We start from the raw sequence: 12,859 nt of genomic DNA on the forward strand, positions 1-12,859 counted from the left end.
CCATATGTTAAAGAAAACTCGCTTGAAATATAGCCAATTTCCATTATTTTCACTATACTACATGTATGGGAAAAGAGAACATCAAGCATGCGAGAACCTGTGTCTATAACGTCAATTATCATATCGTTTGGTCCGTCAAATACCGCAGAAAAATACTGGATGCGGAAATCGAATCCTATCTGAAAAAGCTTTTTCAAGAGATCGCGGAAGAAAAGGGCTTTGAAGTGGTCATGATGGAAGTCGGTGAAAATGATCATGTCCATGTATTCGCTTCCGCTCATCCAAAGGTGGTCCCCTCATACATAAGGGGAACTATCTAAAGAAGAGGCTTTGGGGAGGACATCTTTGGAACCATAGTTTCTACATCAGTTTCTACATCGAAACCATCGGTTCCATCTCAGAGGATACCATCCAAAGGTATATCGAAAGCCAGAAGAAAGGGGGAGGGTGATGCTTCGCACCTACAAATTCCGGTTATACCCGAAGACGGAACAACAGGAACGAATCGACTTCACTCTGGAACGGTGCCGCTTATTGTATAATCGCCTTCTGGACGAACGGATTCATGCTTACCGAATGGAAGGCAAGACGTTGTCCTACTATGAGCAGAAGAAAACACTTCCCGTTCGGAAAAAGGCCATCCCAGCCTTAAAGGAAGTTCATTCGCAAGTACTGCAACATGTAGTCGAACGACTGGACAAAGCATATCAATCTTTTTTCAACCGTGTACAAAACGGAGGAAAAGCGGGATTTCCCCGGTTTAAAGGGGTGAACCGTTACCGTAGCTTTACGTATCCGCAAAGCGGATTCGCCCTGAAGGGGAAATATTTGAAGCTGTCCAAAATCGGGGAGGTTCGAATCCGCCTGCACCGCCAGATCGCCGGAACCATCAAGACCTGTTCCATCGTCAAGAAAAATGGGAGGTACTACGCTTGCCTCGCCGTGGAGCAGGCTCTTAAACCGTTACCGAAAACGGGGAAGGAAGTCGGTGTGGATCTGGGAATCAAGCACCTGGCTGTGACATCGGATGAGCAGTTCTTTGCTTCTCCCCACCACTTGCGAAGATCGGAACGCAGACTCAAACGGCTTGGGCGGCTCGTATCCAAAAAGAAAAAAGGTTCCCATCGCAGGAAAAAGGCGATCCGTCTTCTTGCCCGAATGCATGAGAAAATCGCCAATCAGCGGAAGGATTACGCCCATCGGATCAGTCATCAGCTGGTGAAGCGATACGATTTGATTGCGTTTGAAGATCTGAACGTCCAGGGAATGGTAAAGAACCATCACCTGGCGAAAAGCATCGTCGATGCTGGATGGAGGCAACTGGTCCAATACACGACTTACAAGGCTGAAAGTGCCGGTAAGCGTGTGGTCCAGGTCAACCCCCATCAAACCAGTCAACGATGCGCCAGCTGTGGTGACATCGTCAAAAAAACATTGGCCGAACGGGTCCATCGTTGCCCTTTTTGTAGCTATGAACAGGATCGGGATATCAATGCGGCCATCAACATTCTACAACTCGCTAAACAAGAAGCTTCTTAAAACTCAATCAGGCCAGGAACTGGCCTTCGTGGAGAGTGCGGCAAAAGTCGGCTCGATGAAACGAGAAGCTCGCCATTTCAATGGCGAGAGGTTCACTATCCTTTGTTTGGTTTGTATCTCTCACAATTGCCGGAAGCCTTCTGAAAAAGCTACAGTTTGGTGTCATTCCTGTTTTTAATAAAATATCGGCTTTAATTATTTGGGGAAGTGCGATCTATCTGATTATTAACTTTTTGTAGATCAGTCTCAATTCAGTTCAATCCAACTGCATATTCATTCCGTTTGATTGTTTCAACAATACAACTCAAACAAGTCTGTTTCTCAGACTATATAAAACAGAAATATCAACTGGTTCCATCAACAGATGATAAGGGTTGTGTAATTCCTGTTACAAATATGGACGTTTACCTGACCAAAAGTCTGAGTTTAAAATAGATATTTTGACTGATGAGGTTCAGAAGATGATCGGGTAGATTGGTTTGCAGAGGGACCAAACGCAGGGAAATAAAATGAGGAGTGAAACATTTCATAAAGTCTTGAGATTCTATGGCCGGTCGTTAAATAAAAGGGGGAGTTCCAATGATTAAAGGATTGTATGAAGCTCATTTACCTGTCAGTCATCTTGAAACATCCATTGATTTCTATCAAAGGTTAGGCCTCAAATTGGCTCATCGAAAGGGAAGCATTGCTTTTCTTTGGATTGAAAAAGAAAAAAGCTGGCTTGGTTTATGGGAGTGCGAACAGGTTAAAATCCCTTATCATCCTTCCATCAGACATATCGCATTTCAGGTGGATCTTGAAGATATCCAAAAAACAAAAGCTTGGTTGGAAGAGAGGAATATAGAGGTAAGAGAAGCTTTTGGGTTTTTGCCAGAACATCAGCCCCTTGTGTTACCAAATAATCCACAAGCTCATGCTTCTATCTATTTTCGAGATCCGGATGACAATTCGTTGGAGTTGATTGCACCGCTGAGAATAGACGTGGTAGAAGATTTTGAGATGATGAGTCTGGATGACTGGTATAAACAAAAGGGGTTATCACTCGATTAATGTAGAACCGGACAAACGGGAGAGATTAAGGGAAGCAATTTCAAAAGCATTCAGAGGAAAACCTGTTTGGAGGGAGGCATAAGAAACTCCCTTTACAAAAAAGAGTAACAATTCTCCTGTTACTCTTTTTTGTATTTTATAAATATTTACTTGACGAAATAAATTTGATCCTGTTAAATGACTGTGTACGTGATTTCGTGTTAAGGGTATATTCCTTGATGTAGGCTCTTTCGTTGCTTTAAAAAGAAAGGAGCGTATTACGCTATGGATGTTATATCGCTAAAGAAAGCAGATCTTCATGTATCAAAAATTGGTTTGGGTACCAATGCAGTTGGCGGTCATAACCTTTTCACTGATCTGGACGAGGAACAGGGTAAGAGAATGATTGCTGAAGCTTTGCATCAAGGAATCACTTTTTTTGATACAGCAGATGTATATGGCTTTGGTCGCTCGGAAGAGTTATTAGGTGAAATGTTGAAAAACAACCGTACCGATGTCGTGATTGCTACAAAAGGCGGCGTAGAACAATTAAGTGATGGAAAAACACGCATCAACAATCATCCAAGTTATCTGCGAAATGCCTTGGAGAAAAGCTTACAGCGGCTTCAGACTGATTTTGTGGATTTATACTATATCCACTTTCCGGATCAACATACACCGCTTGCAGAATCCATTGGAGAATTGACCCGTTTTAAGGAAGAAGGGAAAATACGAGCTATTGGGATCTCCAATGTCAATCTTGATCAGTTAAACGAAGCGAACCAACATAATGACATCACTGTTCTGCAATCTCCTTATCATATGCTGGATCGACGTGCTGAAAAAGACCTGCTTCCCTATTGCATCCAAAACGAAATTTCCTTTATTCCTTATGGTCCACTTGCTTATGGGATTCTTGGAGGGAAATATACAGAGGATTTCAAGCTGAGTGAGAAGGATTGGCGCAAGGATGTTCCACTGTTCCAGGAAGAAACATTCAAAAACAACCTGTTAAAGGTGGAACAACTTAAACAGCTGGCTGCTCAAAAGAAAACAAGTCTACCCAATTTAGCCCTGTCGTGGTTACTCGCCCAAAACGGGATCGACACAGTTATTCCCGGAGGAAAAAGACCCGAACAAGTCATCGAAAATGCTAAAGCTTGTGATGTCCATTTATCCGAAAACGATTTGGAAACGATTGAACGTATTCTAGTGAGCTAAATCTAATATCAAACAAAAAAGAGTATCTGGGGTCCTCTGGTGATTCCATAGATACTCTTTTATTATACCGTTTTCTTGCAATGTTTTTGGTTGTCAGACTTTTTTCAGCAAGGTTGGCTGGTATGATAAAAAGAAAGTACCAACGCTCCCCTTTCTGGAAATGTTACATTTTTCAAGATCAAGGAGGAAGGTTTTATGGGACGAGCTATTTTATTGTTTTTTATTGCGGGATTAGCTGAAATTGGTGGCGGATATCTCATTTGGCTTTGGTTGCGGGAAGGAAAATCGGCTTGGGTTGGGGGGATCGGCGGTATAACTTTGGCCTTATACGGTGTAATCGCCACCTTGCAAACCTTCCCATCCTTTGGTCGAGTGTATGCAGCATATGGAGGTGTGTTTATTCTGCTTTCAATTCTCTGGGGTTGGGGGATCGATCAAAAGACTCCAGATCGATACGACTGGGTCGGAGCTGCCATCTGTATGGTCGGTGTGTCCGTCATGTTATGGGCTCCTCGGAATTAAGTGAGATGGAAGAGGATACTCTCGCCAGCTTTCAAAAAAATATAAACCAGTTTGCGAAACAAACAATCAATAAAAAAGTATCTGCCCGTTATAAAACGGGTAGATACCGTTTAGGCAGCTTATGACCCCAGCCTGTAGTACTGATATATTCAGTGAAATAGCAAGATGGGTTCGTTGACTCAAGAATGTCGGCAAGGGTATAATGGACGGGTCAATATTGGGATGTGGAGGTTAAAACGTGCTTACCACGATAGGTGATATTTCCGCCCGTGTTGGAGAAAATGTACGTTTGGGCGTATGGCTTTATAATAAACGATCCAGTGGGAAGATCCAGTTCCTCCAACTTAGAGACGGAACAGGGTTCATTCAAGGTGTTCTTGTAAAGAAAAATGTGACACCGGAGGTGTGGGAAAGCGCGTCCGGATTGACACAGGAAAGTTCGCTCTATGTGGAAGGAAGAGTTCGTGCTGATGAACGGTCTCCCAGTGGTTATGAATTGGATGTAACATCGATAGAAGTGATTCAGTTGGCCGAAGAATACCCGATTTCCTTAAAGGAACATGGGGTGGAATTTTTGATGGATCACCGCCATCTGTGGATTCGCTCCCCGCGCCAACATGCGATCCTTCGAATTCGCGGAGAAATCACCAAGGCCATCCAGAATTGGTTGGATGAGCAAAATTTCACCTTGGTTGATCCACCCGTTCTCACCCCTTCTTCCTGTGAAGGAACAACCAATCTGTTTCACACCAAATATTTTGATGAGGATGCTTATCTTACTCAGAGCGGGCAGCTTTATATGGAAGCTGCGGCCATGGCTCTGGGCAGGGTTTATTCTTTTGGGCCCACTTTTCGTGCAGAAAAATCCAAAACTCGTCGCCACTTGATCGAGTTCTGGATGATTGAGCCGGAGATGGCTTTTGTAGATCACGAGGAGAGCCTGCGGATTCAGGAGAATATGTTGTCCCATGTGGTTCAGCATGTTCTTGAGCATTGCCAAGCGGAATTAAAGACGTTAAACAGAGACATATCCTATCTGCAGAACGTAAAGGCACCTTTCCCACGAATCACCTATGATGAGGCTGTGGATTTGTTGAACCGGGAAGGAATGGAATTTACATGGGGAGAGGATTTTGGTGCGCCCCATGAGACCAAAATTGCGGAAAGCTTTGATCGGCCGGTCTTCATTACGCATTATCCGGCAGACATTAAAGCATTCTATATGAAACCGGACCCAAAGCGACCAGAAGTGGTTCTTTGTGCAGATCTGATCGCACCGGAAGGATATGGTGAGATCATTGGAGGAAGCCAACGGATTGATGACCCCAATTTGTTGGAAGAGCGCTTTCAACAGCATCAACTTTCTCAAGAAGCTTATGGATGGTATATGGATCTCCGAAAATATGGTACGGTTCCCCATTCAGGATTTGGACTTGGATTGGAACGAACGGTAAGTTGGATCTGTGGGCTTGACCACGTTCGGGAAACGATACCCTTTCCGCGGATGTTGAATCGACTCTATCCATAATAGGCAACCTGATGCATCTCGGGGAAGCATCCGAAGCATCGGTTTTAAACCGATGCTTCTTTTATTTTCAAGTCTATTTTTACAATCAAGTGCTTGGTATAGTAGGAAGTGAGGTGAAAAAGATGGACCGAAAAATGTCGCCGCACTCCGCTCTGGTGGACGTGATGCAGCAGGGATCGACGGCTTTTCCGGTCATGTTGTTTACGGAATACAAGCGGTTGGGCCTCAATGAAGGACAAATGATGCTTCTTTTACATATCATGGTTTTCCGTGATAAGGAGGGGGTTTTGTTTCCCACCGTTCATCAATTGGAAGAGAGAATGAGTGTATCCGCAGATCAAATTATCCAATGGATACAGACGCTGGTTCGAAAGGGGTATCTTTCTATTGAAGAAACGGTGGAAGAAGGAGGAATACGAAGCGAACGATATTCCATTGTTCCCCTGTTACAGGAGTTGGCTGCCTCTTATTTGGAAAGGGACTCCGATGAGTCGGTCACTCGGACAGAAACGAGTCAAGAGAATTTGTTTCAACTGTTTGAACGGGAGTTTTGCCGTCCTCTTTCTCCTATGGAATACGAAATGCTGACGAAATGGTTGGATGAAGACAAACATCCTGAAGATCTGATTATCGCTGCTTTGAGAGAAGCTGTATTTTGCGGTAAGCTGAGCTGTCGCTATATTGACCGAATCCTGCTGGAATGGAAGCGTAACCGAATCCACACACCAGAGGAAGCAACTGAGTTTTCCAAGAAGTTTCGACAGAAAGGAATCCTCTATCAATCAGAACGATTGCCCGAAGAGAATCGCTCCGGTGAATTTTTCCTCTATAATTGGGTGAACCAAAACTCGTAACTCATGAACGTTGTCCCTTTTGGGGCGGCGTTTTTATTTGGAGTATCGAAAAACAAAGCTGAACATGGAAGGAGATATTATAAAAAAGTAGAAAACTATTATTATGAGAGGATATAAAACCTAGGAGTGTTTTTGATGAAAAAGGTAATGAATCAACCTGAAAATATTGTTGACGAAATGCTAGAAGGTATGGTTCAAGCAACTCCCAACCGTCTGCGTTATTTGAAGGGGAAAGGGGTCTTGGTTCGAACGGATGCCCCGGTGGATGGAAAAGTTGGATTGGTGAGTGGGGGTGGAAGTGGACATGAACCCGCTCATGGAGGTTTTGTGGGTCGAGGAATGTTGGATGCAGCTGTGGCTGGTGAAGTGTTTACATCTCCAACACCGGATCGGATTCTGGAAGCGATCAAAGCAGTCGATAGCGGAAAAGGTGTTCTCTGCATTGTGAAAAACTATACCGGAGATGTCCTTAATTTTGACATGGCGGCAGAGCTAGCTGCGGCTGAAGGAATTCAAGTGGAGCAAGTCGTGGTTAACGATGATGTAGCAGTGGAAGATAGTACTCATACTACAGGCCGACGTGGGATCGCTGGGACGGTGTTTGTTCATAAGATTGCAGGGGCTAAGGCTGACCAAGGAGCTTCGCTTGAGGAAGTGAAGAGGGTGGCCGAAAAAGGAATTCGTCGCATTCGGAGTATGGGGGTAGCGTTGACACCTTGTACACTTCCGGAAGCAGGGAAGCCAAGCTTTACTTTGGAGGAAGATGAGATTGAGATTGGAATTGGTATCCATGGAGAGCCAGGGGTGGAGCGGACAAAACTTTTATCTGCTTCTGCGTTGACCCGTACCTTGGCGGATCGAATCTATGATGATTTGCCTTATCGAGCGGGGGACCGGGTAGCGGTGATGGTGAACGGTATGGGATCCACACCTTTGATGGAATTGAATGTGATCCATAAAGAATTTATCACGTATCTGAATGAAAAACAGAATCAAGTGGTGGATTCTTGGGTGGGAGAGTATATGACCTCCTTGGATATGGCGGGTTTTTCTCTTACATTGTTCCAGCTGGATGAAGAGTTGGAATCGTTATTGGCACATCCTGTAGATACGATGGCGGTGAGGTTTGGGAAATGAAAGTAGTCGATGTGAAGAATTGGTTTTGTCGGTATGCTGAGGTCATTCAGGAAAAGAAATCTTTTCTGACAGAATTGGATTCAGCGATAGGGGATGGAGACCACGGTACCAATATGGCCAGAGGGTGGAAAGAGGTTCAAACGCAACTGAAAGCGTTTAAAGGAGGACTCTCAGAATGCTTTCTCCTAGTTAGCCGCACATTGATCTCCCATGTGGGCGGCGCCTCCGGACCGCTGTACGGAACGGCGTTTTTGCGTATGTCGATGGTTCTCAAAGAGAAAGAACATATAAGTGTTGAAGATTGGAAAGAGCTTTTGAACGCCGGCTGTGAGGGGATTGGACAGCGCGGCGGGACGAGTGGCGGAGAAAAAACAATGTATGATGTTTGGCTCGCCGTAACCAATGAAGCTCAACAGGAAACAGGTGATGATGAGCGTTCATTGTTTTCCCGCCTTTCCGAAGCTGCTCGTAAAAAAGTGGAGGAGTCCAAGGAACTAAAAGCGTTGAAGGGCAGAGCTTCCTATTTGGGGGATCGCAGTATTGGTCACATAGACCCTGGTTCGGAATCGACAGCCCTTCTTTTTGAAACGCTTGATCAAACGATGAGTCAATCCAATGAAGAAAAAACAATGAGAAAACCCAAGACTGCCTTGCTGTTGGTCTCCCATAGTGAACAGTTGGCGGAGGGTACAAAAGAACTGATTTCGGCCATGGCACGGGATGTGCCTGTTCTTACGGCAGCGGGTGATGGAGTGGGGGGACTGGGAACGCGCTCCGAAGCAATTGAGCAGGTTGTCAAATCGAGTGGTGCGGAGCAAGTGTTACTTTTCTTTGATATTGGAAGTGCCCAAATGAATGCTGAAATGGCAGCTGAGCTTCTCAAACCGGAGGGGCATCATGTCATGATCGCAGATGCGCCTTTTGTCGAAGGTGCACTTGTAGCTGCGATCGCTTTGCAGGTGGGGAAAGATATTACCGATGCTGTGAAGGAAGCTGAAGATACACGAAAACAGCCAAAGAAAGGATAAAACAACAAATAAAGCACTCGTTTTTGAGTGCTTTATTTGTTGTTTTGAGCAGATCTTGCAGTCAGGGTATTCACGATTTTTTCAAACTTAAATTTCCGGGATGCTTTAAAATAAATCATGGAACCGGATGGACTGTTTTTCAAATGACGAATCAAAGATTCACGGGAGGTGAAGTGAATCACCCGTTGTGGAGACATTCCATGAGAGATGGCGGTTCTCCCGATCTCTTTGGCATAGTATCCGTAGGTTATTAATTGGTGAAGGTTGATCCGCGCGACAAATCTTCCGATTTCTCTGTGAGCTTCACGGGTGTATTTACCCAGTTCTTTCATATCTCCCAAAACAGCAATTGCCTTTCGTTTCCCTGACAAGTCCCTTAAAACGGACAAACCTGCTTTCATTGCTGAAGGATTGGCATTCCAGGCATCGTTAATCAGGATGCGTCGATTGGTTCCCCTGATTTGTTGCAATCGCATTCGAGGCAATCTTGCCCGCTCTAGTCCTTTTTGAATCCGAGGAATGCTGATTCCGAGTGAACGGGCGATCCCAATGGCAGCCATGGCATTGTAGACGTTGTGTTCTCCCCACGTTGGAATGAAAAAGGTTCCCTGTTTTCCCGCTATATTTGCTTCAAAGGTCATTCCACGAGGCGTATACCGAATGTTTGTGGCCTGGATATCCGAGGGACTGTCTATCCCGAATTTATAAACCGTTCCGTGGAAATTGCGTGTAGAAAGTTTCTTGGAGCGAGAACAGTCAGCATTCAGATACAGTGTGGCACCATTTTTCAGTCCGTCGATCAACTCCTGCTTTGCCATGACAATCCGATTCAATCCACCCAAACTTCCGGCATGTGCTTCTCCAACGTTGGTAACGGCTCCAACATCGGGGCGAACTACCCGACACTGACGTGCGATGTTATTTAACGATTTCATGCCCATTTCCAATAACAGCACCTGAACTCCGGGAGACAGTTTTAACAAATAGGAGGGAAGGAAGCGAAACGTATTCATGTTTCATTGATACCTCTTAAATGCGAAAAAAAATATTAATGGTAAATTCTCCATGCTTAGAGCCTTGTTGACGGCTATACTCAATACGATCCAAAACAGATTTCAACAACCGATTTTTCTTTTCTGCATCATTTGCAACATCATATGCTTCCGAAATGGTTTTCACTTTTGGCTTAAAGACTGCGCAATTCTGTTCTTCCCGATTGATTTCCTTTCGCAGTTTTTTTATTTGTTCTTTTACTTTCCGGATTCGGTCGGAAAGCTTTTTTTGTCTGTCTGCAAAGGTTTTTGCATCATATGTACCCTGTTCCAGAAGATCATGGAGATTTTCGTGTTGTTCCTGAAGTATGCCTAATTGTTTCTCTTTGACTTTCAGGGATTTTTTCTTTAAAGGAATTTCTGTCGGGAATTTGTCAGATAATTGGATATCTAATGTAAATGCTTGGGTGAACTCCTTAATCGAGTCCAAAATTCTTGATTCGATCAGTTGAAGGGAGATGCCTTTGACGATTCCGCGACAACGGATGGAGGGGCAACGTAATATGGCTGTGTTTTTGCTGTCCGCTTTTCGGGTTAAAGCATATCCGCAGTTTTTACAATATACCAATCCGGCCAAGGGGTTAACCAGTTTTTGTGAGCTTTTTACACGTGGAGGATTATGCATTCCATAGTTTTGGTGAGCCAGATCCCATAATTCTTGGGTGATGATGGGCTTGTGAGCATGTTCCTTTCGATACCATTGTTCTGGTGGAAGAGGCTTGGAGATGTATTTTCCGTTCTGTTTTATATATTTATTTTTTCCCCATACAATGTGCCCTAGATAAACTTCGTTTTTCAGTATTTTAGAAATCATGGTATGACTCCACTCTCTGCCTTTCCCTGGGGTGCGAATTCCGAGATTTGTCAGTTCATTTGCAATTTGATTCCGACCCTTACCGCGGGCGACCATTTCAAAAATTTGCTGGACCACCCATGCCGTATCCGGGTCTGGATGAAGTTTCAGGTTGGCATCTCTCCAATAGCCAAACGGTACCTTGGAGGTGATTGACTTTCCTTCACTGGCGGAAGCTCTTCGCCCTCTTTGCATTCGCTTGGTAATGGACTTTAATTCTTCCCGGCTGATAATCGATTTCACGCCAAAGAGCAGTTCAGCTCCTTCTTCACTTGGGTAAATAACTTCATAAGGAGTAATAATATAGGTTTCACTAAGCCGAAACGCCCGAAAGATGATCCCCATGTCGTACAGGTCGCCGCGTCCAAGGCGGTCGAGGTCCATTACGAGCACTGCATCACAGGCTCCCTTTTCCACTGATTTCAACATTTTTTGAATCTGCGGCCGATCAAACAGGTGTTCCCCTGAAACGATTTCCTCATAAATCTCCAGGATGCGATGTTGTTTCTGGTTTGCCAAATCCAAAAGCTGCTTTCGATGTCGTTTTAAAACATCAAATGAAAGGCCTTCTTCCTGGGCGCGTCTTTCTTCTTCGATGTCGGTTCTGCTTTTACGCAGATACATAAAGACGTCCAAGCCGGAAGGCTGATTCATTTTGTATCACCTGTTATATGAGTGATCTGTACATTACTATACGAAACGTCGGGCTTGTTATATAACGTAATTGGAAAGGTGAACCTTTATCTCCATAGAATAGGGTGGGGTGGTGGGAATATGGGAGGAACGGAACTGGATGATCGATAAAACGACGGTCATCATTCACTCTCAATTGGCCAATATGACTTTGGAAAAGAGAAGGGAGTGGTTTGAGAGGGAAAAAGAGATGGGAAACCCGATCCTAAAGCAAATCAGCCAGGCGATTCGCGATTGCCAAACTGCGAGGTGATAGATGATCCCGCTGTATTCCCCGTAACGGATATGGTATTCGGCCAACAGGTTTTCCTCATAGATATCATACTTGGCCCCGTCGGCGGCCGCCGTCTTTGCACTTCCCCACAATCGGGGCAGGTCAAACCGGTAATATTGTCCTTGATTGCTTGATGGTACAATGGAGATATTTAGGAGGTGAGCTCTTTGAATGTTTCTAACAATAAAGCTTCAAATAAAAAACGCCCTTCTTTTTGGAGGAATCAATCGTTAGTTGCTTTATGGACTGGACAGGGTCTTTCTTCACTTGGAACAGGAATTTATCAAGCAGGCTTGGCTTGGGAAGTGGTACATATTACGGGTCCACACTTGCTATGGGTTCCATTCTTATCGCTTCGACTATACCAGTGATTGTATTTTCTCTTTGGTATTTTGTTCAAGAACCCGCTGTTTTTTGGTCAGTGATTCTTATTACTTTTGCGAACCTCTCCGCTGTAAAATCCAAGTAAATATGCCTCAATTTATACAGATCGATCTTAACTGGACTCCCCAGATCTATGGAGTTGTGATTTCCTGTTATGGACTGGGAGCTACAACTGCTTTTTTGTTCCTTTCCGTATATTCTTTAAAAAACAGGAGGGGAATGTTGTACTTAATTACCTTGTTTACTGGCGGAACCATGTTTTTATTTTTCCCATTGGTCCATTATTCTTGGCAACTAGGTGGACTGTTGTTCATCATGGGAGTGGCTTTTGGATTATGGGGAGCTTTGGGAGATTATCTTAATAACACTTTCGTTTTTCTCGCAGCAGGAAGCTTTATATGTCTGGTGGCTCTTATAGGGGGAAAGACACCCTTACGAAAAACAAACTGAAAAGACAAATGTGGTTGATAGATTGCGAATAGTATAATAAATGGAAGTATTAGCATCTATCTTCCAGTATGTCTAAGGGAATACATACAGTTTTGCTCTCAGTGTTCAAATTTCGGAAATACTGATCATGGGATCCGATGATAGGGGATTGATTCGCCAAATGGATCAAATACCCAAATTGCTTGTTTATGTTGCGCGCATATCGGACTACCCTCCTGATATGGCTGGGGTTTAAAATCTCAACTTCCGATAATAGTACGGTATCGGAAGTTAGAATGGAAATCGGAAAGATGTG

At 44.2% G+C, this 12,859-nt stretch carries 15 protein-coding genes and 1 pseudogene; 13 read left to right on the top strand and 3 right to left on the bottom strand.

Translation table 11 applies throughout. The features are described from left to right. Positions 1-65: 65 nt before the first annotated feature. The 10 genes from tnpA to dhaL all read left to right on the top strand — a co-directional run bounded on the left by tnpA (position 66) and on the right by dhaL (position 8,858). A complete protein-coding gene (gene tnpA / locus FN782_RS06605; RefSeq protein WP_425462688.1) occupies positions 66-320 on the top strand; it encodes an IS200/IS605 family transposase in 255 nt (84 codons plus the stop codon). Further along, positions 299-451 carry a transposase gene (locus FN782_RS17445; RefSeq protein ID WP_425462692.1) on the top strand — a complete coding sequence of 51 codons (153 nt, stop codon included), beginning with the start codon at positions 299-301 and terminating at the stop codon, positions 449-451. The genes tnpA and FN782_RS17445 overlap by 22 nt, the downstream gene beginning before the upstream one ends. Beyond that, positions 451-1,539 carry an RNA-guided endonuclease InsQ/TnpB family protein gene (locus tag FN782_RS06610; protein ID WP_142504983.1) on the top strand — a complete coding sequence of 363 codons (1,089 nt, stop codon included), beginning with the start codon at positions 451-453 and terminating at the stop codon, positions 1,537-1,539. Before FN782_RS17445 ends, FN782_RS06610 begins: the two co-directional genes overlap by 1 nt. A gap of 579 nt (positions 1,540-2,118) precedes the next feature. Beyond that, entirely contained in the window at positions 2,119-2,589 is a 471-nt protein-coding gene (locus FN782_RS06615; RefSeq protein WP_142504984.1) for a VOC family protein, read from the top strand. A gap of 264 nt (positions 2,590-2,853) precedes the next feature. Beyond that, entirely contained in the window at positions 2,854-3,789 is a 936-nt protein-coding gene (locus FN782_RS06620) for an aldo/keto reductase (RefSeq protein WP_142504985.1), read from the top strand. A gap of 195 nt (positions 3,790-3,984) precedes the next feature. Beyond that, complete coding sequence (locus tag FN782_RS06625) at positions 3,985-4,311, top strand: YnfA family protein (protein ID WP_142504986.1); 327 nt, start codon at positions 3,985-3,987, stop codon at positions 4,309-4,311. Between the two features lie 238 nt (positions 4,312-4,549). Then, complete coding sequence (gene asnS, locus FN782_RS06630) at positions 4,550-5,839, top strand: asparagine--tRNA ligase (protein WP_142504987.1); 1,290 nt, start codon at positions 4,550-4,552, stop codon at positions 5,837-5,839. 122 nt (positions 5,840-5,961) lie between these two features. Beyond that, the gene (locus FN782_RS06635) at positions 5,962-6,693 is read left to right on the top strand and encodes a DnaD domain protein (protein WP_185956094.1); all 732 of its coding nucleotides are present in this window, start codon (positions 5,962-5,964) and stop codon (positions 6,691-6,693) included. Positions 6,694-6,828: 135 nt separating this feature from the next. Then, positions 6,829-7,830, top strand: a complete 1,002-nt coding sequence (gene dhaK, locus FN782_RS06640; protein ID WP_142504989.1) for a dihydroxyacetone kinase subunit DhaK — start codon at positions 6,829-6,831, stop codon at positions 7,828-7,830. Further along, entirely contained in the window at positions 7,827-8,858 is a 1,032-nt protein-coding gene (gene dhaL / locus FN782_RS16735) for a dihydroxyacetone kinase subunit DhaL (RefSeq protein WP_185956095.1), read from the top strand. The genes dhaK and dhaL overlap by 4 nt, the downstream gene beginning before the upstream one ends. A gap of 32 nt (positions 8,859-8,890) precedes the next feature. Here the strand turns inward: dhaL and FN782_RS06650 are convergent, their stop codons facing one another. Both FN782_RS06650 and FN782_RS06655 read right to left on the bottom strand, forming a co-directional pair. Then, complete coding sequence (locus FN782_RS06650) at positions 8,891-9,871, bottom strand: UDP-N-acetylmuramoyl-tripeptide--D-alanyl-D-alanine ligase (protein WP_142504990.1); 981 nt, start codon at positions 9,869-9,871, stop codon at positions 8,891-8,893. 16 nt (positions 9,872-9,887) lie between these two features. Then, positions 9,888-11,417, bottom strand: coding sequence for a recombinase family protein (locus FN782_RS06655; protein ID WP_142504991.1), 1,530 nt, complete (start codon positions 11,415-11,417; stop codon positions 9,888-9,890). Between the two features lie 139 nt (positions 11,418-11,556). On the opposite strand from FN782_RS06655, the gene FN782_RS17135 reads away from it, so the two are divergent. Further along, the gene (locus FN782_RS17135; protein ID WP_246064872.1) at positions 11,557-11,709 is read left to right on the top strand and encodes a hypothetical protein; all 153 of its coding nucleotides are present in this window, start codon (positions 11,557-11,559) and stop codon (positions 11,707-11,709) included. Here FN782_RS17135 and FN782_RS17450 read toward each other — a convergent pair. Beyond that, positions 11,706-11,846 (bottom strand): annotated as a pseudogene (locus FN782_RS17450) (Tn3 family transposase); the annotation flags it as partial. The gene FN782_RS17135 and the pseudogene FN782_RS17450 sit on opposite strands and share 4 nt — an antisense overlap. A 51-nt stretch (positions 11,847-11,897) precedes the next feature. On the opposite strand from FN782_RS17450, the gene FN782_RS06665 reads away from it, so the two are divergent. Both FN782_RS06665 and FN782_RS06670 read left to right on the top strand, forming a co-directional pair. Next, on the top strand, positions 11,898-12,101 hold the full coding sequence (locus FN782_RS06665) for a hypothetical protein (RefSeq protein WP_142504992.1): 204 nt from the start codon (positions 11,898-11,900) through the stop codon (positions 12,099-12,101). 235 nt (positions 12,102-12,336) lie between these two features. Next, positions 12,337-12,564, top strand: coding sequence for a hypothetical protein (locus FN782_RS06670; protein ID WP_142504993.1), 228 nt, complete (start codon positions 12,337-12,339; stop codon positions 12,562-12,564). Positions 12,565-12,859 lie beyond the last annotated feature (295 nt).

It is taken from the genome of Melghirimyces algeriensis (assembly GCF_900182565.1).
GTDB classification, from domain to species: Bacteria; Bacillota; Bacilli; order Thermoactinomycetales; family DSM-45169; genus Melghirimyces; species Melghirimyces algeriensis.

Bases quoted from the DNA above. Each gene is read 5' to 3' on its own strand.
- FN782_RS17135 (WP_246064872.1), top strand. From the start codon at position 11,557: ATGATCGATAAAACGACGGTCATCATTCACTCTCAATTGGCCAATATG.
- FN782_RS06610 (WP_142504983.1), top strand. From the start codon at position 451: ATGCTTCGCACCTACAAATTCCGGTTATACCCGAAGACGGAACAACAG.
- FN782_RS06615 (WP_142504984.1), top strand. From the start codon at position 2,119: ATGATTAAAGGATTGTATGAAGCTCATTTACCTGTCAGTCATCTTGAA.
- FN782_RS06650 (WP_142504990.1), bottom strand. From the start codon at position 9,871: ATGAATACGTTTCGCTTCCTTCCCTCCTATTTGTTAAAACTGTCTCCC.
- FN782_RS06635 (WP_185956094.1), top strand. From the start codon at position 5,962: ATGGACCGAAAAATGTCGCCGCACTCCGCTCTGGTGGACGTGATGCAG.
- dhaL (WP_185956095.1), top strand. From the start codon at position 7,827: ATGAAAGTAGTCGATGTGAAGAATTGGTTTTGTCGGTATGCTGAGGTC.
- dhaK (WP_142504989.1), top strand. From the start codon at position 6,829: ATGAAAAAGGTAATGAATCAACCTGAAAATATTGTTGACGAAATGCTA.
- tnpA (WP_425462688.1), top strand. From the start codon at position 66: ATGGGAAAAGAGAACATCAAGCATGCGAGAACCTGTGTCTATAACGTC.
- FN782_RS06620 (WP_142504985.1), top strand. From the start codon at position 2,854: ATGGATGTTATATCGCTAAAGAAAGCAGATCTTCATGTATCAAAAATT.
- FN782_RS06625 (WP_142504986.1), top strand. From the start codon at position 3,985: ATGGGACGAGCTATTTTATTGTTTTTTATTGCGGGATTAGCTGAAATT.
- FN782_RS06655 (WP_142504991.1), bottom strand. From the start codon at position 11,417: ATGAATCAGCCTTCCGGCTTGGACGTCTTTATGTATCTGCGTAAAAGC.